The 21,704-nt window shown below is 55.4% G+C and carries 19 protein-coding genes; 12 read left to right on the forward strand and 7 right to left on the reverse strand.

Features of this window, described 5'->3' with window-relative positions; genetic code table 11:
• The first annotated feature begins 21 nt into the window (after positions 1-21).
• From BJF95_RS22560 to BJF95_RS22585, 6 genes are all read left to right on the forward strand, one after another.
• On the forward strand, positions 22-798 hold the full coding sequence (locus BJF95_RS22560) for an amino acid ABC transporter ATP-binding protein (RefSeq protein ID WP_075641757.1): 777 nt from the start codon (positions 22-24) through the stop codon (positions 796-798).
• 36 nt (positions 799-834) lie between these two features.
• Positions 835-1,755, forward strand: a complete 921-nt coding sequence (locus BJF95_RS22565) for an aminotransferase class IV (protein ID WP_075641758.1) — start codon at positions 835-837, stop codon at positions 1,753-1,755.
• 117 nt (positions 1,756-1,872) lie between these two features.
• The gene (locus BJF95_RS22570) at positions 1,873-3,657 is read left to right on the forward strand and encodes a chloride channel protein (RefSeq protein WP_075641759.1); all 1,785 of its coding nucleotides are present in this window, start codon (positions 1,873-1,875) and stop codon (positions 3,655-3,657) included.
• Positions 3,658-3,801: 144 nt separating this feature from the next.
• Positions 3,802-5,658 carry an ABC transporter ATP-binding protein gene (locus BJF95_RS22575; RefSeq protein ID WP_075641760.1) on the forward strand — a complete coding sequence of 619 codons (1,857 nt, stop codon included), beginning with the start codon at positions 3,802-3,804 and terminating at the stop codon, positions 5,656-5,658.
• A 155-nt stretch (positions 5,659-5,813) separates the two neighbouring features.
• Positions 5,814-6,824: an ROK family protein gene (locus BJF95_RS22580; protein WP_245297403.1), complete on the forward strand. Its 1,011-nt coding sequence runs from the start codon at positions 5,814-5,816 to the stop codon at positions 6,822-6,824.
• A 69-nt stretch (positions 6,825-6,893) separates the two neighbouring features.
• Positions 6,894-8,642, forward strand: coding sequence for a GH116 family glycosyl hydrolase (locus BJF95_RS22585; protein WP_075641761.1), 1,749 nt, complete (start codon positions 6,894-6,896; stop codon positions 8,640-8,642).
• Positions 8,643-8,797: 155 nt separating this feature from the next.
• Here the strand turns inward: BJF95_RS22585 and nagB are convergent, their stop codons facing one another.
• Positions 8,798-9,544: a glucosamine-6-phosphate deaminase gene (gene nagB / locus BJF95_RS22590; protein ID WP_075641762.1), complete on the reverse strand. Its 747-nt coding sequence runs from the start codon at positions 9,542-9,544 to the stop codon at positions 8,798-8,800.
• 71 nt (positions 9,545-9,615) lie between these two features.
• On the reverse strand, positions 9,616-10,746 hold the full coding sequence (locus BJF95_RS22595; RefSeq protein ID WP_075641763.1) for an ABC transporter ATP-binding protein: 1,131 nt from the start codon (positions 10,744-10,746) through the stop codon (positions 9,616-9,618).
• Between the two features lie 300 nt (positions 10,747-11,046).
• On the opposite strand from BJF95_RS22595, the gene BJF95_RS22600 reads away from it, so the two are divergent.
• Genes BJF95_RS22600 through BJF95_RS22610 form a run of 3 tightly spaced genes read left to right on the forward strand, consistent with a single transcriptional unit; the run spans position 11,047 to position 14,044 of the window.
• Positions 11,047-12,288, forward strand: coding sequence for an ABC transporter substrate-binding protein (locus tag BJF95_RS22600; protein ID WP_075641764.1), 1,242 nt, complete (start codon positions 11,047-11,049; stop codon positions 12,286-12,288).
• Positions 12,285-13,229: a carbohydrate ABC transporter permease gene (locus BJF95_RS22605; protein WP_075641765.1), complete on the forward strand. Its 945-nt coding sequence runs from the start codon at positions 12,285-12,287 to the stop codon at positions 13,227-13,229. The genes BJF95_RS22600 and BJF95_RS22605 overlap by 4 nt, the downstream gene beginning before the upstream one ends.
• Positions 13,226-14,044, forward strand: coding sequence for a carbohydrate ABC transporter permease (locus tag BJF95_RS22610; protein WP_075641766.1), 819 nt, complete (start codon positions 13,226-13,228; stop codon positions 14,042-14,044). Before BJF95_RS22605 ends, BJF95_RS22610 begins: the two co-directional genes overlap by 4 nt.
• A gap of 148 nt (positions 14,045-14,192) precedes the next feature.
• Here the strand turns inward: BJF95_RS22610 and BJF95_RS22615 are convergent, their stop codons facing one another.
• Positions 14,193-15,389, reverse strand: coding sequence for an ROK family transcriptional regulator (locus tag BJF95_RS22615; RefSeq protein ID WP_075641767.1), 1,197 nt, complete (start codon positions 15,387-15,389; stop codon positions 14,193-14,195).
• A gap of 66 nt (positions 15,390-15,455) precedes the next feature.
• Between BJF95_RS22615 and BJF95_RS24160 the strand changes: the two genes are divergently transcribed.
• Positions 15,456-15,620 carry a hypothetical protein gene (locus tag BJF95_RS24160; protein ID WP_175577312.1) on the forward strand — a complete coding sequence of 55 codons (165 nt, stop codon included), beginning with the start codon at positions 15,456-15,458 and terminating at the stop codon, positions 15,618-15,620.
• A 213-nt stretch (positions 15,621-15,833) separates the two neighbouring features.
• On the forward strand, positions 15,834-17,225 hold the full coding sequence (locus BJF95_RS22620; protein WP_075641768.1) for an NAD-dependent succinate-semialdehyde dehydrogenase: 1,392 nt from the start codon (positions 15,834-15,836) through the stop codon (positions 17,223-17,225).
• Positions 17,226-17,269: 44 nt separating this feature from the next.
• On the opposite strand, the gene pcaF is transcribed toward BJF95_RS22620, so the two are convergent.
• The 3 genes from pcaF to BJF95_RS22635 are packed head-to-tail and all read right to left on the reverse strand — an operon-like array spanning position 17,270 to position 19,879.
• The gene (gene pcaF / locus BJF95_RS22625) at positions 17,270-18,475 is read right to left on the reverse strand and encodes a 3-oxoadipyl-CoA thiolase (protein WP_075641769.1); all 1,206 of its coding nucleotides are present in this window, start codon (positions 18,473-18,475) and stop codon (positions 17,270-17,272) included.
• Between the two features lie 10 nt (positions 18,476-18,485).
• Complete coding sequence (locus BJF95_RS22630; RefSeq protein WP_075641770.1) at positions 18,486-19,175, reverse strand: 3-oxoacid CoA-transferase subunit B; 690 nt, start codon at positions 19,173-19,175, stop codon at positions 18,486-18,488.
• Positions 19,172-19,879, reverse strand: coding sequence for a 3-oxoacid CoA-transferase subunit A (locus BJF95_RS22635; protein ID WP_075641771.1), 708 nt, complete (start codon positions 19,877-19,879; stop codon positions 19,172-19,174). The genes BJF95_RS22630 and BJF95_RS22635 overlap by 4 nt, the downstream gene beginning before the upstream one ends.
• 150 nt (positions 19,880-20,029) lie before the next feature.
• Between BJF95_RS22635 and BJF95_RS22640 the strand changes: the two genes are divergently transcribed.
• Complete coding sequence (locus BJF95_RS22640) at positions 20,030-20,785, forward strand: IclR family transcriptional regulator (RefSeq protein ID WP_075641772.1); 756 nt, start codon at positions 20,030-20,032, stop codon at positions 20,783-20,785.
• On the opposite strand, the gene BJF95_RS22645 is transcribed toward BJF95_RS22640, so the two are convergent.
• Positions 20,777-21,673: a helix-turn-helix domain-containing protein gene (locus tag BJF95_RS22645; protein WP_075641945.1), complete on the reverse strand. Its 897-nt coding sequence runs from the start codon at positions 21,671-21,673 to the stop codon at positions 20,777-20,779. The genes BJF95_RS22640 and BJF95_RS22645 overlap by 9 nt on opposite strands.
• Positions 21,674-21,704: the final 31 nt, after the last annotated feature.

Here is a 21,704-nt window from a genome sequence, read left to right on the forward strand (position 1 = left end):
CTGCTGGTTAAAGGAGCCCCCATGAGTGAGCCTATTCTTCAGGTGTCGAGCCTGCACAAAAAATTCGGTGATCTTCACGTTCTCAAAGGCATTGATTTTTCGGTTGAGCCGGGCGAGCGCGTGGCCATCATTGGCGGCAGTGGTTCTGGCAAAAGCACGTTTTTGCGCTGCCTGAACTTTATGGAAATGCCCACCAGCGGCACGGTTGCCCTTGACGGCAAAGAGATTGGCAAACCAACCGGCAAAGATGGTGCGCGCCTTTATCCCGAAGCCGAGCTTTGTGCCGTGCGCGAGCGGGTTGGCATGGTCTTTCAGCAGTTTAACCTGTTTCCTCACATGACGGTGCTGGAAAACACCATGGAAGGGCTTGTGACCGTCAAGGGCATGAAGCGTGCGGCGGCAAAAGAACGCGCCATAAAAGAGCTTGAAAAGGTTGGCCTTGGCGGAAAATTCGATGCCTATCCGGGCCGTCTTTCTGGCGGACAGCAGCAGCGCGTGGCTATTGCCAGATCGCTGGCGATGGAGCCTGAGATTTTGCTGTTTGATGAGCCAACGTCCTCGCTTGACCCCGAATTGGTGGGTGAAGTGCTCACCGTGATCCGCAAGCTGGCCGAGGAAGGGCGCACCATGTTGCTGGTCACCCACGAGCTTGGCTTTGCCTATCACTTCGCCACCAAAGTGATTTTTCTGGCCGATGGTGTTTTTCACGAAATCGGCACGCCCGATGAGGTGTTGAAAAATCCAAAGCAGGAGCGCACCCGCGCTTTTCTCAACCGCTTCACCGAGTTCGCGTTCTGACCGAACGAATCTGATACAAAAACAAGGACTTTTACCATGAACGCAGTTGCCGCCAGCAATACCAGCTCTCAGGGCTATATGGCCGATCCTCGCAATGACAATGTTTTGATTTACGTAAACGGCGAATATTTCAAACGTGATGAGGCCAAGGTGTCGGTGTTCGATGCTGGCTTTGTGTTGGGTGACGGCGTTTGGGAAGGGGTTCGTCTCGTCAACGGCAAAGTCATCGCACTCGATGAGCATCTGGATCGCCTCTACGAAGGTGCCAACTCCATTCAACTGGATATTGGCATGACCCGCGAAGAGCTGACCACCACGCTCTGGCAGGTGTTTGAGAAGAACGGCATGACCGATGGTGCCCATGCGCGCCTGATGATTACGCGCGGCAAGAAAAAAACGCCCAATCAGGACCCCCGTTTTGCCATGGGGCAGGCGACTGTCGTGATTGTTGCCGAATTCAAGCTGCCCAAGCCAGAGTCCAAATCAAAGGGTCTGTCGCTTTTGACATCGGCTGTTCGGTGCAGCACGCCCGATGTGTTTGACCTGCGGCTCAATTCTCACAGCCGCCTGAATTTCATTCATGCGCTCATTCAGGCCATCAATGCTGGTGCCGATGAAGCCTTGATGCTCGACCCCCATGGCTTTGTGGCCAGCTGCAATTCCACCAATTTCTTCATTGTGCGCGGGGAGGAATTGTGGACCTCGACCGGACGTTTCAATTTCAACGGCATCACTCGTAAAAAAGTCATAAAGCTCTATGCAGAAGCGGGCTACGTTGTGCGCCAGCATGATTTTACACTTGCGGAGGTTTATGGGGCGTCTGAAGCCTTTGTGACAGGCACGCTTGGCGGCATTACCCCGGTAACCCGCATTGACGGTCGCCCGGTGGGGGATGGCAAGCCCGGCCCGATCACGCAGCGCATTGCAGATCTCTACGCTGAATTTATCGCGCGCTAGAGTTTGTCAGGGAAAAGTGGTTATCAGTTTTTCTGATCAGACATACGAAAACAAAACAATCGAGCGTCTGCCCGGTTCAATCTGAACCGGGCAGCGTTTACGAACGGAGCAGATTGAATGGTCAATCTTGACCAGTCCGGGGGCGTCAAGGCGGCGACCCCGGACAGAAAATGGTTCAAAATACCACATCGTCTGCGCGCCATTGTGCGTGCAGACGAGACTTGGCTTGTTGTGCTTGCCGCTTTCATTGGTGTCATGGCGGGCGGCTGTGTTGCGTTTATGGTGGCAAGTATCCAGTGGTTTCACCACGTTATGTTTGCCATTGAGGGCACCGAGGTCAGTGGTGCCGCCTATATCGAGCCTTGGCGCGCCGCTCTTCTCCCCGCAATTGGCGGTATGTTGCTCGGCCTGGTCGGTTGGATTTCTTTGAGGCGCGCCCGCATCGCCATCATTGACCCGGTAGAAGCAAACGCGCTGCATGGGGGGCGCATTCCCATGGGTGGCAGCCTGCTTCTGGTGCTGCAAACCATGATTTCCAACGGTTTTGGTGCCTCTATCGGCATGGAAGCTGGTTATACGCAGATAGGTTCGGCGATAGCCTCTCGGCTTGGACAAATCTTCCATGTGCGCCGCGGAGATTTGCGCATACTGGTGGGCTGTGGTGCCGCAGGTGCCATTGCTGCCGCCTTTGATGCGCCTTTAACCGGTGCGTTTTATGCCTTTGAGCTGATTATCTCGACCTATTCCATTGCCTCACTGGCCCCCGTGGTGGTGGCCTCGATTACCGCCGTTGGCGTGGTGCGCCTGTTGTTGACCCAGCCATCCTTTGAGGTTGGCTTTGCCGGAAACTTGAGCGCGTCGGATTACTCGCTGGTGCTGGTCATGGCCATTGTCAGCGCGCTTGTGGCCATCATCATGATGCGCACGGTCACGCTTGTGGAGATGCTTTTTGCCAAGAGCCGTCTGCCGGTGTGGATCCGACCCACCATTGGCGGTTTGTGTGTGGGCGCGATGGCGCTGGTGACACCTGCTGTGTTGTCATCTGGCCATTCGGCGCTGCATGTCGGCTTTGGTGCCTATTATACCGTGCCCGTACTTTTAACGATGATTTGCCTCAAGGTGCTGGCGTCCGCCATCTCCATTGGCTCTGGCTTTCGCGGTGGCCTTTTCTTTGCCTCGCTGTTTTTGGGAGCAATGCTTGGCAAACTGGTGGCGATTGGCTGGATGATCCTGTTTGGCCTGCAAATTCCGGGGTTAGTGGTGGCCATTGTCGGCATGTGCGCCATGGCCACGGCTGTGCTGGGTGCGCCGCTGACCATGGCGTTTTTGGCGCTGGAAACCACGGGCAGCCTGCCTTTGACCATTGCCGTTCTAGCGGCTGCCGTGGTGTCCTCGGTCACAGCCCGCCGTATTTTTGGCTATTCTTTTGCCACATGGCGCTTTCATCTGCGCGGCGAATCCATCAGGAGTGCAGCGGATATTGGCTGGATTCGCGAACTCACGGTTGGCCGCATGATGCGCAAAGATGTGCGCACCGTGATGGATGACACGGATATTGCAAGGCTCCGGCGCGATTTTCCGCTTGGGGCAACCCAACGGGTGATCATCGTTGATCGTATGGATCGTTACATCGGTATTGTGCTGATTGCGGAAATCCATGGCGAGGTGCCAGATGGCTCAACAGCACGCGATCTGGTGCATTTTGCCGATACGGCTCTTTTGCCCAATTTGAATGTGCGCGAAGCAATGAAGGCGTTTTCAGCGGCAGAAGCCGATGCGCTTGCCGTGATTGACAGCACGGAGAGCCGAAAAGTGATTGGTTTGCTGGCCGAGCAACATGCCATGCGCCGCTATAATGAGGAGCTGGACCGTCGCCAAAACGAAGGAAATCCATATACTTGACATCGAAAATGCCAAGCTCTGTGGCTGATAATCTCCTTCAATGAGCGTGTTTCTTGGCACATGGGGTTGAAATGCGTGCTGAAGGGTGATCACGATCACCGTGTTCAGTCCTCGTCTTCCCCTTGTTTAAAAGCCGAGAACAGCATGTCGATTTCAAACAGATTATACCGGCCTTTTGAAAATTTTATTCGACCCCTCGATATTGCCTATCGGCCCATGCCGACGAAGGGGCCATTCGCGGTTCTCATGCATTTTATTGGCATGTTTCGCGGTGTGCTGATTGCCCTTGCGCTGTCATCCATGGCGATGGAAGCCATCAATCTCGCCATTGTCTGGGGGCTTTCCGTCATTGTCGATGGTGTGAGCCAAAAGGGGGCGGCGCAATTCTTGCAAACAGAGTGGCCGCTTTTGGCATGTCTCGGGATTTTGATTTTTCCCGTCATGCCCATCGTTTCCTTTTTGCTCAACACGCTCAATTCGCACACGCTGGGCATTGGCATGCCAGCGGCCATTCAATGGCAGGGGCACAAAGCGGTTGAACGCCAGGATCTCGCGTTTTTCCATGATCTGTTTGCAGGGCAGGTGGCTTCGCGGCTGCAACAGGTATCGTCTGCTGTTCAGCAGCAAATTATTGCGGCATTTCAGGTGGTGCCGCGCTTTTTGTTGCAGCTTGTCGGCTCGGTGTTTTTGCTGCTGACTCTATCCTGGCAGCTTGCCTTGCCGGTAGTGGTCTGGATTGCGTTGAATGTCGCGCTCAGTGTCAAGCTGGCACCGATCTTCACCGAGCGATCGCGCAAAACAGCCAAGCAACGGAGCCTGGTGTCGGGTGCCATTACCGATCTTTATAGCAATATGCAGATGATCAAGCAGTTTGCTGCCGAAGACAGCGAAGCCGGGGCCGTTCGACGGATCATTCAGAGGAGCATCGATACACAACACGCCGAGCAGCGCATCTATCGTACCTCAGAGCTGATTGTTGTGGTCCTCAATATGGTGCTGTGGCTGGTGATGTTGTGGATTGGCTTTGCAGGCCTTCTTCATAAGACCCTGACGGTTGGTGAGTTTGTTGGCTCCGTCTATATTCTGCAAAGGCTATCAACGCAGATTTATACATTTTTGGGCATGGGCCAGCAGATTTTTCAGGCCATGGGAACCATCAAGGACGCCATGCCTGTGATGACAACGCCACCAACCATCACCGATCAGCCTGATGCGGCAAGCCTTGAGGTGCGCAAGGGTGAAATTCGTTTTGAGGATGTCTGTTTCGCCTATAAGGCGGGAAAACCGGTTGTCGATCACTTGTCGTTGACAATTCAACCCGGCGAGAAAGTCGGGCTTGTTGGTCTTTCCGGGGCTGGAAAAACAACACTGGTCAGCTTGTTGCTGCGGTTTTATGATATTGGCGCAGGACAGATAACAATTGATGGGCAGAATATTCGCGCTGTCACGCAAAGCAGCCTTCGCCGCAACATTGGCGTGATCGCCCAGGATGTGGCGCTGCTGCATCGCTCAGTGGGTGACAATATCCGTTACGGCAGGCCAGAGGCCAACCAAGAGGCAATCGAAGCGGCAGCCAAAGCCGCCAAGGCTGACAGTTTTATCGCGGATCTGACCGATGGTGAAGGGCGCAAAGGCTATGACGCTTTTGTGGGAGATCGCGGCATCAAGCTTTCCGGAGGTCAGCGGCAGCGGGTTGCCATTGCGCGGGTGCTGCTAAAAGATGCGCCAATTCTGGTGCTGGATGAGGCGACATCGGCCCTCGATAGCGAATCAGAAGCCGCCATTCAGGAAAAGCTCGACCTTGTCATGCAGGGCAAGACCGTGATTGCCATCGCCCATCGGCTTTCCACCATTGCCATGATGGATCGGATTGTTGTTCTGAACCAAGGCCGCATCGTTGAAGAGGGCAGCCCGGCCGAGTTGATCGAACGAGACGGTCTGTTTTCCCGTTTGTGGCTGCGGCAAACCGGCGGCTTTATTCCCGAAGATCTCGGTGCTTGATCTCTCCTTGCATGTATTCCTATCGGCACCTTTGGCTACAATCCTGAATTGCTTCTTTCGACGGCATTTCAGTTATTGACCGCGCCCGCTTGACAGATGCCGAACCACTCCATAATAAATTCGTCAGCGTACCGAACAAAATAAGGATGAGCTGCGTGTCTGGTTCGGCCAACAAATTCAATGTCGGAATATCCATTGCCCATCATGAACGCGAAGTCGGCTCTCACCAAAGCTGCGTCATCGGTATAGACCTTGGCGGCACCAAGCTGCTCGCCGGGATTGCCAACGCTGATGGCGATATTTTGACAAGCCTTGAACAGCCGACCCATCATGGTGAAGACGGCTCTGTGCTGGATCAAATGGTTGCGCTGATTGCCACACTTCTTGCCAATGTCGGCCGCACCCCAGGTGACCTGCTGCGCGTCGTCATCGGTGTTCCTGCGGCAGTGGATCCCAAAACCGGCCTCGCGTCGCTCTCGCCAAATTTGCGCCTGCCAGCCGACCGCTCTCTTGCAAACGTGATGACGGCAGGCTTGAGCGCGCAAAATATCAGCTGTCCGGTTGTCGTCGAAAACGATGTCAACCTTGCTGCCCTTGCGGAATCGACGATTGCTTTGCCACAGGGTGATGACACCTTGGCCTTTATCTCGTTTGGAACCGGCGTTGGCATGGGTTTGGTGGTCAATGGCGCGCTCTGGCGCGGCGCTTTTGGCCGGGCAGGCGAGATTGGTTATCTGCCTTTCGGCGCGACACCCCATGCGCACGCACCCGGTTCGGAAAATGGTCTGTTTGAGGATGCCGTCGGTTCAAAGGGCATCCGCGCCCGGTTTTCCTCCGATCGCCAAACAGTGACCGACTTATTCGCCAATGCTCGACAGGGCGACGGTGCGGCCCAAGCCGCCATTGAAGAAATTGCCCAAAATGCTTCGGTTGGGTTGGCGGCTGTCCATGCATTGCTTGATCCCTCCATGACAGTGATTGGTGGCGGCATCGGCACGCAGACGGAGTTTTTTGAGGCGTTGAAGCGCCACTTGAAGCCTTTGTTGCCTTTTGAGTGCCGGATTGAGCCAAGCCGGTTTGGCGGACAGGCGGGCATGATCGGGGCTGTGACGCTGGCCATTCAGGGAGCAGTCAAGCATTTTAAGGGCTTGCAAGACGTGTGTTAAGTTTTTGTTTTTCGCCGGGTGGAAACAATGGGTGCCTGCATATCTAACGCAGCGCCAAAGGAGAGCGACATGGAACAGGTGAAACCTTTGGCGCGAGCCAGACAAGACGGCTTGGTGGAGAGCGAACAGCCGTTGCAGCTGGCCTTTATGGCTCCTCGCTTGCAAGGTGATTTCTTCCCGGAAGGACGTCTGGAGCTTTCCCTTTGGGGCTGCGGGCGCATGGCCAATATTTTTCTGGCACCATGGAGCGGCCCTTTCACCTATGCGCCAAACCGCATTACAGCAGACGGCCACGGATTGTATGTGGCCCAATCGGCTCCGGTGCTGGCCATCGTCGGCGCATCGATCAAGTCCGTTCGCCCGGCGCGCCGCTGTGCCTGGTGGGGCACGCTGACGGAGCCACAAAAGATTGTCCGGCAGGGTGCGCGGCGTATCGCGACAACCCCTTGGGGCATCACCATTGTCGAAGAGCGCGGCAACGGTGTGGTTGTCATTGCCGCAGGTGCAAGCGTTGAGGAAGCAGAGCGCGGCATGGCGCTGTCGGTCGATGTCATCATGGCCGAAGCCGGTGCCTATATTGAGCGCTGCGATCTTCTGCCTGTCGCACCGCCTTTGTTGCGCAGCATGGCTGTGCAAAGCGCCCATGCGTCGCTCTCCAGCATTCGGCGGGCTGAAGATGGATCGTTCTTGGGGCTTGCCGCAGGGCAGGCCTATAGCGCGCCGACGCGGACCTATTATCGCGATGGCTATTGGACGCTGCAAGCGCTGTTGTTTCTCGATATTGAGGCCGTGCGTGACCAGATTGATCTGTTGGCAACCGGCATCCAGCCCGATGGTGAAGCACCAAGCGGCGTGATTTTGACCGGGCCGCAGCAGGGTGAGGAATGGGAGAAATTCCGCACCACCAATGCCGATTACATGGAGCACAAGCGCCGCACCGACTGGTGGAGCGATCATTTCGACAGTCCGTTGTTTTTCATTTTGACCATCGGCGACTATATCCGTGTGAGCGGTGACAAGACGGTTTTGACCAAGCATTGGCAGACAGTCGAGACGATTTTCCGTCGTTATCTCGGTTTCGATCACAATGGTCTTGGCCTGCCGATGAAGCCGCGCCATGATCGCGATTGGGCGGATAACGTCTATCGCCATGGCTATGTGGCCTATAATCTGGGTCTCTGGGTTGGGGCGCTGGATTTTCTGGCAACCTATGCCGGTGACATCAGCGCGGATGTGGCGGAAGAAGCACGCCAAACGGCCATAAAGGCCCGCTCATCGCTGGATGAGGCGTTGCTGACCCCAGGTGGTTGGTATGCGGATTACGGCACCAAGCAGGATTTTCTTGAGGACCACCTGACGCTGGACAGCCTGACCTTGCTGCGGTTTGAGGCTTGCGGCAAAGAGCGTGCCAAGATTGTTCTTGGCAAGGCAGAAGTTATGCTGGAAACCCGCAACAATGATAAGCAGCCCTACGGTGATTGGGGCGTGATGTGCGCGTGGCCCCCATTCAAGCGGCCTGCCGACACCCGTGCCAAATCAGCCTTTGCCTATCGCTACCACAACGGTTCTGATTGGCCTTATCTCTCTGGTCTCTATGCCGAGCAGCGTTTGAAATACGGCCTGAACGGCTGGGATTATCCGATGTTGCGTTGGTGGAAAACCAGTCTTGAAAATGGCTGGATCGGCTCAGTTGAATATTTCGCGCCGCCATTTGGTCGCGGCTCGCTGCTACAGGGGTGGACCGGTATGTCTGCTGCGGCCATTTTGGAATATAAGCCGCAGATCGAAGCCGCCATTGCTGCGGGCTTGACAGAATAAATGAAAATGGCCGGGGAGACCCGGCCATTTTTCTACTGCATAATTCCTTAAATCGGAATCGATTTAAGGTGAAAATTATGCCGCACATTAAAAGCAATACAGCGCCGAGCGCCATATGTGGCGCTCGGCGCTGTATTGCTTGATGACGATGATGATCAGGCTGCAAATCGGGCGTCTGCGGCAGCAGAGTCCAAAAACCAAAGAACACGATTGTGGGTTTGCAGGGCCGAGGCCGGACAATCTTCTGAAAATGTGCCGCAATGGGCATCGCGCACGGCATCTGCTTTTGCAGCACCCGTGGCGAGCACCACAATTTCGCGGGCTGATAAGATTGTGCCAATGCCCATGGTGATCGCGGAACCCGGCACTTTTCCACCGTCAAAAAACTTGGCGTTTGCGGCCAGCGTCTCCTCATGCAACTCCACCAGACGTGTGCGGCTGTCAATCGCGGAACCCGGCTCGTTAAAGCCGATATGGCCATTGCGACCGATGCCGAGCAGTTGCAAATCGATGCCACCCGCTTTGACAATCATGGCTTCATAGTCGTTACCAGCGGCAGCCGACGCATCAAGGGATGCCTCTGGCAGAAAGGTTCTATTCTTGTCGATATCGACATGATCAAAAAACAGTCTGTCCATTGTGCTGCGATAGGAGCCGGGATCAGATGGAGACAAGCCAGCATATTCATCGAGATTAAACGTGGTGACACCTGAAAAACGGACATCGCCGCGTTGATAGGCTGCGATCAGGTGGGCATAAACCGGCTCCATGGTGGCACCGGTTGCAAGCCCCAGAACGGCATCTGGCTTTGCCTTCACCGTGTTGATGATGTGGGCCGCAACCGCCTGCGCGGCCGCGTCAGATGTGGGAAAGATGTGCCGCTGGCTTGAGGAGGTCTGCATAGTCAGTGTGCCTTCGTCGTAGATGAGCAAGTCCAAAACATCAAACCGAAACGTCGAGCGATGTTTTATTATTATGGTGCAATCAGGCTGCCATCCGCTCTGCGCTTGGCAAATGATAGACCGCTTTCCCCATGGAAAATATGAATATTGGCCGGGGTGACGCCAAATTCAATCAGATCATTTTCATCAACCGCAACATGGCCAGAGAGATGTACAATGGTTGACGTGTCGCTGCCCTCAATTTTTCCATAGACATAGGTTTCCGTGCCAACACTCTCGGAATAATCGGCGCGGAAGCTGATCTTGTGATCACTCGCTGGCGATTGTGCGCGCAAATGGAAGTGATTGGGGCGAATTCCCAAGGTTACGCTTTGGCCGACAGAAGCCGTTGAGCCATCGACCGGCACCGCAACAAGTCCAAGGCCAGCAACTTCGACGGTGACTTTTTCGGCTTCCACCTGACGGAGTGTGCCCTCATAAAAATTCATCTGGGGGGAGCCGATAAAACCGGCCACGAATTTATTGGCAGGAAAATCAAACAACTCAAGCGGTGCGCCAAATTGCTCAAGATTGCCGCCGTTCAAAACCGCAATGCGGTCTGCCATGGTCATGGCTTCAATCTGGTCATGGGTCACATACACCATGGTCGCCCCCAGCCGCTTGTGCAGACGGCTGATTTCACCACGGGTTTGAACCCGCAACGCAGCGTCCAGATTGGAAAGCGGTTCATCAAACAGGAAGATTTTGGGGTCGCGGACGATGGCGCGTCCAATGGCCACACGTTGGCGCTGGCCACCAGACAATTGTTTTGGCAAGCGATCAAGCAGCGGCTCAATTGCCAGCATGCGGGCGGCTTCCGCCACCTTGCCATCAATCTCCTGCTTGCTGAGCGAGAGGTTTTCCAACCCGAACGACAGATTTTTGCGCACCGTCATATGGGGATATAGTGCGTAAGACTGGAAGACCATGGCAATGCCGCGATCGCCGGGCTGCAGATGGGTCACATCCTCATCGCCGATGACGATCTGTCCTTTGGATGTGGTTTCCAGACCCGCAATGATTCGCAGCAGCGTGGATTTTCCACAGCCGGATGGGCCTACCAGCACCACGAATTCGCCGTCGTTCACCGCCAGATCAATTCCGTGGAGAATAGGGTGGGCTCCATATTGCTTGACCACGCTCTGCAGCGTTAGACCTGCCATTGTCTCTTCCCTTTGCTTGGTTGCTTCACGCAGGCTATAAGGCGCGAACACAATTCATAAGCTCACTCTGCGTATTTCGTCATAGTTCGTCAAGGTGCCGAACATAAAATTCGACAAACAGGCGTTTCTTGGTGGTGATGAGGGAATGCGCGCTTGACACTTTGTTTTTCTCATATTTAATTCGTCTTGGTAACGAACAAATTCGAGCTGCATTGAATTCCACCAGAGGTAGCTCGCCGCACACTTTTCGTGAAGCATGGTTCATCAGGGGCAGGAGTCCTTGGAAAAAAGGGGAATGTGATGAATATTTTGAAGTGGATGGGCAGCGCCGCATTGGCGGTCACGGTCATGGTGTCAACAGCGTCGGCAGCCCAGCTCAAGGTTCTGTGGTATATTGACGACGATGCACAGGAAGCGGTGGTTCGCAGCCTTTTGGACGAATATACAGCCGCCCATCCTGAAACGACCTTCGATCTCCAGATCACGCCTTACAGCGGTATGATTCAGAAGTTTCAGCAATTTGCGGCGTCTGGCATTATGCCCGATGTTGCGCTGACATCCTCGATGGAACCAATTATTCGCCCATTCCTCGCTGACTTCAATAAAGAGATTGGCCCTGAGTGGATCAACGATTTCGTCAAAGGCTGGGCCGATGGCGCGCGCCTTGGTGACAAGGTTATTGCAGCCCCGCTTGATGTGACTTCCACCGGCATGTTCTTCAACACAGATGCCTTCAAAAAAGCCGGTGTGGAAATTCCGTCTCAGGAAAAGGGCTGGACCTGGGAAGAGATGGTTCCCAAGCTGAAGCAGGTGGCTGAAAAATCAGGCACGCGCTATCCTCTGGTTTGGGATGTCTCGGCCAGTCGCTGGATTGTGCATCAATTCCAGTACGGCAATCACATTTTCTCGGAAAAAGCCCCTGTCAAGGTGGTGATGGACGATGCCAAGTGGACCAAGTCTCTGGATGATTTCATTGCCATGAGCAAGGATGCCATGCCGCCCGGTCTGTGGAGCGGCGCAAGCTCGGATAATCCAAAAGAGCTGTTCATGGGCGGTCAGGCTGTTGCCTACATGTCTGGCAGCTGGCAGATTCCAACTCTGGCTGAAAAGGCCAGCTTCAAATGGCAGGCAGGCCCCACGCCTTCGGGCACGGTTCGCTCTTCCATTTATGGCGGCGACTATCTGGTGGCCTTCAACACCAGCCCCAACCTGAAAGAATCGATCTCCTTCATCAAGTGGATGACGGGACCAAAAGCACAGGCTGAATTTGCCAAGAAAATGGGCGTTATTCCCGCCAATTTGAAGGCTGACACCGTGGACTACGGCAACACCATGGCGTCTGACGCGGTCAAGACCATGCAGGGCGAGCTGAACGCAAGCCCGGTCTATGCCGCCACTGACCAAGCCTGGCCGCAGATGCAGTCCGTTTGGGGTCCAATGAAGGCAGCCGTGTCGCAAGCCGTGGCTGGCCAGATCACCTCCGCAGAGGCGATTGCGCAGATCCACAAAGCCGCAACCGACGCAGTTGAGGCCCAGCAGTGAGCGCTCATCTCACACCAACGAAGACGGCGGCCACTCGGCCGTCGTTTTTCCAGTGGCGGACGTTGCGGCGGTTGTCGTGGCCTTACTTCCTGATCCTGCCAACCATGGCGCTGATCGTGGCTTTTTCCCTCTATCCGCTGGTGCAGGGCTTTTATATGTCCTTGTTCAAGCGCGGTGTGGTGGTGTTGCCGCAGGTGCCGCAAACACTGCCGCAATATGTGGGCTTTGATAATTTCATTCACCTGCTCGACAATGCCGATTTCAGGGTCACATTGCTGAAAACGGTCGGTTTCGTGGTCGTTGCCGTTCCGCTGAATATTATCCTGTCGCTGTCTCTCGCCATTCTTTTGCAACCGCAGACCCGGCTGTTTGCCTTTGCCCGCACGGTGGTTTTCTTCCCGTCCATGATCAGCTTGCTGATTATTGGCATCACCTGGCGCTGGCTGTTCGGTTTGAACAACGGCTTGGTCAATTATCTGCTCTCTCTGGTCAGCATCGCGCCGGTGCCGTGGCTTGAGCAGGATACCATGGCGCAGATTGCCGTGGTTGTCGCTTGGGTCTGGTGGCAGGCGGGCGTCAATATGATGATCTTTTTGTCGGGCCTGACGGCGATTTCGCCGGATTATTACGAGGCAGCCTCGATTGATCGCACCAGCAAATGGCGACAATTTACCCATATTACCCTTCCGCTTTTGCGGCCGACATTGGCTGTTGTGCTGGTGCTGTCGTCCATCGAGGCCTTCAAAGTCTATGAACTGGTTGTGTCACTGACGGGCGGTGGTCCGGGCAAGGCAACGGTTTATCTGATCCAGACGATTTATGACACAGCGTTCCAGATGCCGATGAAAGCGGGCGTTGCCGCGGCCCAGTCTGTGGTTCTGTTCTGCGTTTTGATGGTGTTGGCCATCATTCAGCTGCGCGTTGCAAGGAGTGCAAAATGAAGAATCCTTATTCGCCTACGCGGTTGGTCCTTCTGGCACTTGTTCTGGTGGTTTTCATGCTGCCGCCCATCTGGCTGTTTTTGTCTGCGCTCAAGCCGCAGGCAGAGATTTTTCAGTGGCCGCCGACGCTGTTTCCAGAGCATCCAACGCTGGTGAACTTTATCAACACCATGTCAAAGGCGCGGTTTTTCACCTTCTTTAAAAACTCGGCCATTGTTTCGGTGCTGTCCGCTCTACTGTCTGTCACCATCAGCGTCATGGCAGGCTATGCGCTGGCCAAATTCCGCTTCAAGGGCGACACGATTTTCTTTTTGTTGATCATGTCATCCCTGATGGTGCCGTTGCAGATCATTTTAATCCCGGTGTTTCTGGTTTTGAAGGATCTGGGCATGCTGGATACGCTAGCGGGCGTTATCATTGCTCCTGCGGCCACGCCAACCGGCGTGTTCCTGATGCGGCAATATATTCTCAACATTCCCGACAGCCTGCTTGAGGCGGCGCGGTTGGAAAAGACACCGGAATGGCGGATTTTGTGGCGCATTATCGTGCCGCTATCGCTTCCTGCTATCGGCACGCTTTTGGCCTTCAATCTCGTCTGGCGCTGGAATGACTATCTCTGGCCGTTCCTGATCATTACCAATCAGGACCAATGGACCTTACAATTAGCGATTGCCAACTCCATTGGCCGCTTTGGCATCGATTGGCCAAAGCTGTTGTCGATGTCGGTTTTGTCGGTTCTGCCGGTTCTGGTGGTGTTCACCGCTTTGCAGCGCTTGATGATGGGCGGCATTATGGCGGGTGCTACCAAGGAATAATCGAAATCACTCCTACAGCGGCGCGCGCCAAATGTGGCGCACAAAGGACGCTGTAGCGCTTTAAATCGATTCCGATTTAAGGAATTATGCAGTAGACGGAAACACCCGCAGATGATGCGTCATCTGCGGGTGTTTTCGTTTCCAATCTTTATTGTGTTGAGATGGGCAGGCGCATTTCGCTTGGCAGATCCTGCGGCGAAAACAGGGCGTTGTGCACCTGATTGAGCGCGATTGCGACAGCGCCCATCAACGTCGAGCGCGACGCCAAAGCACTTGCCTGAACCACAATGGCGCGCCGCGTGCAGGCTGGCAGGGCCTCTTGAATAAACTGCACCATCAGCGGATGCCTGCCGACATTCCCGCCCAGAATAACCTTTTGCGGGTCAAGAATGGCATCAACAGAGATGATCAGCAACGCACTGAGCCTTGCGGTTTCGCGCACGGTTGCCAAGGCATTTTCTTCGCCTTGCTCGGCCCGAAGCAGAATGTCCCGCGCCGTAAGCGTGGCAGTGCTGTCGCCATAGCGTTCAACAATGCCCCGCGCACTGATGGCGCATTCCAAAGCGCCGCGCTCCAGACTCTCGAGCTGGTAGGGATCGGCACCAAAAGGCAGATAGGATATTTCACCCGCAGCCCCCTTTGCGCCGCGCATCAGTTTGCCATTGACCAAGGTGCCCAGACCAATGCCGGTGCCCAGCGAAATCAGCGCAACCGAATCCAGCCCCACGCCGCTGCCCTTCCAGCTTTCGCCAATCACCGCCGCATTGACATCGTTCTCGATCACAACATCACAGCGCAAAAGCTCTTGCAGCTTTTTCACCACATCCATGCTGGCAATTTCCGACATGTTGGGCGCAAGCGAGAGGGTTCCGGTTTCTGGATCAACAACGCCGGGCGTGGCAACGGCGGCCAGCAAAATCTTGCTGCGGGCAATCCTCGCCTTTTTGAGGCAACTGTCCACGAGATCACTGACGTGTTGCAGCAAGGCTTCGCCCGAGCGGCCATCGCATCCGGTTTCAATCTCTTCAACGATCGTGCCGACAATATCGACAATGGCGATGCGGATGGTGTTGGCTCCCAGATCAATGCCGATGACGCAACCGGCGTCTGGCACCACTTCATAGGTCACGGCGCTGCGCCCGACCTTGCCAGACACCACACCTTTCGCTCGCACCCAGCCGGATTCTTCCAATGTGCGGATCACTTCCGACATTGTTTGCTTTGACAATCCGGTCTTTTTGGCCAAGTCCGCGCGCGAGGTTGAGCCCTCGTGCAATAGAATTTCCATGGCGGCACGCACAGAAATCTGGCGAAGCATGGGCGGCGTGCTGGTCCGGATGTTCATGCGTTTGGACTCTCCATTGCGTCAGGTGCTGCGATTGGTCGTGATTCTTATGTTTTAAAATATCGCATGCGCACCATGCTGCTGCAAACCATTCGTTCGACTGGCGAATTATTTGCTGGGCGAAAAATGCCGCATGCGGTCTTGGCAAACGCCGCCATGAAGGACTTGGAACATTGGTGGAGGCAGGCCGTTACCTTCCTGCTTGATCAATGTGTCGGACGTTTCGTTTGATACACGCGCGCCCCAGAGGTGCGGATGGCTTTTACAGCTATGAGTGGATTGATCAGGGTCAAGATCGTCTGCGCGGCACGGGACTAACATCAAGCTGTGTCCTGCATTGGTTGGATCGGTTCCGGCACAATGCTCGAAGGCCGCGAAGAGCGGCGCATATATGCGCGGCCTTTGGCGAGCGTGACCACGAGTTAAAAAGCAAAGGACTATTCAATGGCTTACGCAACAAGAAATCCTTACACGGGCGAACTCATCAAGAGCTTTCCTGAGGCAAGCGACCAGGACGTGAAGGCAGCCATTCAAGCGGCTGACACGGCCTTTAAACACTGGCGCACAGTCAGCTTTGCTGAGCGCGCCAAAGTAATGCACGCTGCTGCCGAAATTTTGCGCCGCGATGTCGATGAATACGCAAAATTACTGACGCTGGAGATGGGCAAAGTTGTTGCTGAGGCGAAAGCCGAAGTACAGCTATCGGCTGATATTTTCGACTACTATGCCGTCAATGCCGAGCGCTTGCTTGCGGAAGAGCCTCTGCCGGTTGCCAATGTTTCGGAGGGCCGGGCCATGCTGGTCCATGAGCCGCTTGGTGTGTTGTTGGCAATTGAGCCTTGGAACTTCCCTTATTATCAGATTGCCCGCATCATCGCGCCGCAACTGTCCGCTGGCAATACGATGCTGTTGAAACACGCCTCCAACGTGCCACAATGCGCTGCCGCTTTTGAAAAATTGATGTTGGAAGCGGGCGTGCCACAGGGCGGCTTTACCAATCTCTATGCCACCCGCGATCATATTGAAATGATCCTCAATGATCCACGCGTCCATGGTGTAGCGCTGACCGGCTCGGAAGGGGCAGGGGCTGTTGTTGCGTCTCAGGCTGGCAAGGCGCTGAAGAAATCGACCCTGGAGCTGGGCGGAGCCGACGCATTTGTGGTGTTGGCGGATGCTGATCTGGAGAAAACGGTTAAATGGGGTGTGTTTGGTCGCCATTGGAATGGCGGGCAGGTCTGCGTCTCATCCAAGCGGATGATCATTGCTGATGAAATCTATGACGACTTCCTGACCAGCTACAAGACGGGTGTGGCCGGTCTGAAAGCGGGCGACCCCTTTGATCCAGAAACCACGCTGGCTCCGCTCTCATCGCAAAGTGCTGCGGATGAAGTGAAGCAAAAAATCCGCGAGGCGGTGGAGCTTGGCGCGACGGCTGTGGAAGTGGGGCCGCCCGTGCCCAATCAGGGTGCGTTCGTTCAGCCGACAATTTTGACAGACCTCGCGGACGACAACCCGGCCCGCCATTGGGAATTCTTCGGCCCGGTTTCCATGTTGTTTCGTGCCAAAGACGAGGCAGACGCCATCCGCATTGCCAATGATACGCCCTTTGGCCTTGGCGGGTCGGTGTTTACCCGCGATACCAAGCGCGGGGTCGAAGTGGCGCGCCAGATTGAGACCGGCATGGTGTTTATCAACCATCCCACCATGGTCAAAGCGGACTTGCCCTTTGGTGGTGTAAAGCGCTCTGGCTATGGTCGCGAATTGCTGGGCCTTGGCATTAAGGAATTCGTCAACACCAAGCTGATTGACGTGGTGGACATCGACGCACCATTCTAAAATAAAACCCCGCGCAGTTTCAGGCTGCGCGGGGTTTTTCAATATTAGACGCGCTCCAGCGCAATGGCGATGCCTTGGCCAACGCCGATGCACATGGTGGAGAGCGAATAGCGCCCACCGGTGAGCGACAGCTCCAACGCCGCCGTGCCGGTAATGCGCGCACCGGACATGCCCAGTGGATGGCCAAGGGCAATGGCACCACCGTTTTTGTTCACACGCGGATCGTCATCGGCAATGCCAAGCTGGCGCAGCGTGGCAAGGCCCTGCGAGGCAAAGGCTTCGTTCAACTCAATCACGTCAAACTGGTCTTGCGTCATGCCAAGGCGGGCCATCAATTTTTGGCTGGCAGGCGCTGGACCAATGCCCATTACCCGTGGCGGCACACCTGCCGTGGCACCACCCAGAACGCGGGCAATCGGCGTCAGGCCATATTTTTTCACAGCTGCTTCCGAGGCAATGATCAGGGCCGCCGCACCATCATTGACGCCCGATGCATTGCCAGCCGTGACCGTGCCACCTTCTTTTTTGAAAGGCGTGCCCAGTTTCGCCAATGTCTCAAGCGTGGTGGCCCGGGGATGCTCATCCTTTTCAACGATGATCGGGTCGCCCTTGCGCTGGGGAATGATCACAGGGGTAATTTCCTGCGCCAAACGGCCATTTCCTTGTGCCTTTGATGCCTTGTCCTGACTGCGAACGGCGAAAGCATCCTGATCTTGCCGCGAGATTTTATAGTCCTCGGCAACGTTCTCGCCGGTTTCCGGCATGGAATCCACGCCATACTGCTTTTTCATCAGCGGGTTAACGAAGCGCCAGCCAATGGTGGTGTCATAAATCTCGGCGCTGCGCGAAAAGGCACTTTCGGCCTTGGGCATCACAAAGGGTGCGCGGCTCATGCTTTCCACGCCGCCAGCAATCATCAACTCGGACTCGCCGGATTTGATGGCGCGGGCAGCGGCAATAATCGCATCCATGCCGGAGCCGCACAGCCGGTTGATGGTGGTGCCGGTGACAGAAACGGGCAGCCCGGCCAACAGCAGGGACATACGGGCAACATTGCGGTTGTCTTCGCCGGCCTGGTTGGCGCAGCCGAAAATCACATCGTCAATGGCTTCCCAATCCAGGCTCGGATGGCGGGCCATCAGCGCCTTGAGGGGTACGGCTCCCAGATCATCGGCGCGGACCATGGCCAATGATCCGCCAAAGCGACCGATGGGGGTGCGGATATAATCGCAAATATAAGCGTCCGTCATGATCTTGTCCTTAAAGCTGCGGCACGACGAGATCGGCCACCGGGCCATCTGTGTGCAGGGGCGCACCGGTCATTGCTTGCAATTCGTCCATGGTCATCGCGGCCAGTTTTTCGCACACCACAAACCGGCCGCCCTTGATGTCAATCACCGCATGGCTGGTGTAGACGCGGGTAATGCAGCCAACACCCGTGAGCGGGAAGGTGCATTTATCGAGCAGCTTGAACTCACCCTTCTTGCTCACATGCTCGGTGATGACAAAAACCTGCTTTGCGCCATGCACCAGATCCATAGCCCCACCGACGGCAGGCACGCCCTTGCTGCCAACCCGCCAATTGGCGAGATCACCATTTTGCGCCACCTGATAGGCACCCAGAATGGCCACATCGAGATGGCCGCCGCGCACCATGGCAAAGCTGTCAGCGTGGTGGAAGAAGGCAGCGCCGGGCTTGAGTGTTACCGCTTTTTTGCCAGCGTTGATCAAATCCCAGTCTTCTTCGCCTTCTTTTGGCGCTTCACCGAAATTTAAAATGCCGTTTTCGGTGTGAAAAATCGCCTGCCGCCCCGGTGGCTGGTATTGTGCCACCATTTCGGGAAAGCCAATGCCGAGGTTCACGTAAGCGCCATCGGCAATGTCTTGGGCTGCACGCCAGGCAATCTGTGCGTTGGAAAGCTTGATGTCTTCGCGGGTATCTATTGTCATTTGTAAGCCGCTCCGGCGCGGATCAGCGCTTCTTCCTGTTGCGGATTGGCGATCTCAACGACGCCGTCGACAAAAATACCGGGGGTGATGATGATTTCGGGATCGATCTCTCCGGGAGTAACAATCTGCGAGACTTGCGCAATGCTCTTCTTGGCGGCCATGCACATCAGAGGGTTAAAGTTGCGGCCCGCTTTGCTGTAGGTGAGATTGCCATGCAAATCACCGATATGGGCTTTGACGATGGCAAAATCGGCTTTCAGCCAGCGCTCCTGCACATAGGAACGGCCATCAAACTCGGCAATCACTTTGCCTTCGGCAAGCTCGGTGCCGTAGCCGGTGGGGGTGTAAAAGGCCGGAATGCCAGCGCCACCTGCGCGGATGCGCTCGGCCAGCGTGCCCTGCGGCACCAGTTCCAGCTCAATTTCACCGGCGAGATAGCGATCTGTGAAAGCGCGCGGATCGGATGAGCGGGGAAAGGAGCAGATCATTTTTTTGACCAGCCCCGCATCAATCATCGCGGCAATGCCAATGCGACCATTGCCAGCATTGTTGTTGATCACGGTGAGGTTTTTAGGCCTTTTGTCGATCAGTGCGTGAATAAGTTCGATTGGTGCACCAGAGCCGCCAAAGCCGCCAATCATGACGGTGGCCCCGTCAAAAATCTCGGCCACGGCCTCTGCCGCACTCTTAATGGTCTTGTCCATGGGGATCTCCCGGTTGTGAATGCGCAAGTCCAGCCCGCGCGCCTCCAAGCCTGACGTTAGGCGTGTGGACAACCGGCAGCAAGTATTTTGTGCGATAATTGACATTTGTTCAAATATCGCACAAAATGTACAAATAACCGGAGCGGCGATATGCGCGAAACAGATTTTATGGGCGGTTTTGCCAAAGGGCTGAAAATCATCGAGGCTTTTGATGAGGGCACACAACGCCTCTCGATTGCTGAGGCCTCGAAAATATCGGGGCTGGACCGCGCAACAGCACGTCGCTGTTTGCTGACCTTGGCACAGCTCGGCTATGCAGATTATGACGGTAAATTTTTCTCCCTGACGCCAAAAATCCTGCGCCTCGGCCATGCATGGCTTTCCGTTACGCCACTTCCCGCCATTTTGCAGCCTCACCTTGATCAGCTTTCAGAAAGGGTAGGGCAGAGTGCGTCGGCCTCCGTGCTGGATGGAACCGAAATCGTCTATATCGCCCGCGCATCGCAGCGACGGATCATGTCGATCAATCTCACCCCCGGAAGCCGCCTTCCGTGCTTTTCTGCCTCCATGGGGCGGGTGTTGCTGGCGGCCTTGAGCGATCAGGAGGCGCGTGAGGTGCTGGATCGATCCTCTTTGGTGGCCAACACGGCGATGACCAAAACCGACCCGGATGTGTTGATGGCGGAGATTGCCGCAGTGCGTGCCAATGGTTATGCGATTATTGATCAGGAATTGGAAATCGGTCTCTGTTCCATCGCGGTGCCGGTCTATGATGATCGGGGAAAGGTGGTGGCCGCCATCAACATCGGTGCGCCCGCAGCGATTATTCCGGCCGTTGAAATGGCAGAGCGCTTTTTGCCCGCGCTGCTGGCCACGCAAACCTCATTGCGCCCCCTGCTACGGTGAAGTCGCGCTCAAATCGTGGGTGAGCTTTGCCTGTTTTTGCCATTCAGCCACCCGCCAGGCTCTTGGCGTCATCCCGGTCTCCCGGACGAAAAATCGTGAAAAATAAGCGGGATCACCAAAGCCAAGATGCAGAGCGATAGCCTGTACCGAGGCATGGCTGAAGATAAGCTCCTGCTTTGCGGTTTCAACCTGTCTGGCAGCAATCAATTGTTGCAGGGTCAGGCCGGTTTGTGACCTTATGATGCGGTTAAGATGGGTGGTGGAAAGCCCCATGTGTTCGGCGTAAAAATCTGCGCGCTGTTGTTGGCGAAAATGCGCATCAACAAGCGTGCCAAGGCGAACCATGCGTTCAGCATCCTGACCCATGGGTTGGCGGGTTGCTGCGTTTTCGGGCGTGAGCAGCAAAAGCACGGTCGTGAGATAGCTTTCCAGCAGCGCATTGCGGATGGATCTTTCTGCGCCAAATTCCAGCAAAATCCGCTCCATGGTGTCATGGATATGGCCGCAATCCGGGTGATTCGTCAGCGATAACAGCGTCGGGTGCATAAAGGTGTTTTGCAGATTTGCGCGCACCGGAAGCGGCAGGGCTGCGGGCAGCACGGTGATGATCATGCCCTTGATGGAGCGTGAAAAGCGAAATCCGTGATCAAACCCGGGTGGAACCACAATCGCGGTGGGCGGCGCAATGGTGTGCGTCTGCCCATCTAGCCATGCATCACCCTCTCCGTCGGAAATGTGCAAGATCTGTAAAAAGCTATCATGGCGGTGAATATCGATCTCGAAGCGGTGAAGACTGCTGCGGGAATAAAGCGTTTCGCAATGCAGCCAAAAATCAAGGCCTTTCGCGCTCTCTTCACCATAGAGTCGATCAATCTGAACACTGTTCATTTTCGTGGCCTTTTGAATAATGTTCGGATAG

Source organism: Rhizobium oryziradicis (genome assembly GCF_001939045.1).
Classification (GTDB): Bacteria; Pseudomonadota; Alphaproteobacteria; order Rhizobiales; family Rhizobiaceae; genus Allorhizobium; species Allorhizobium oryziradicis.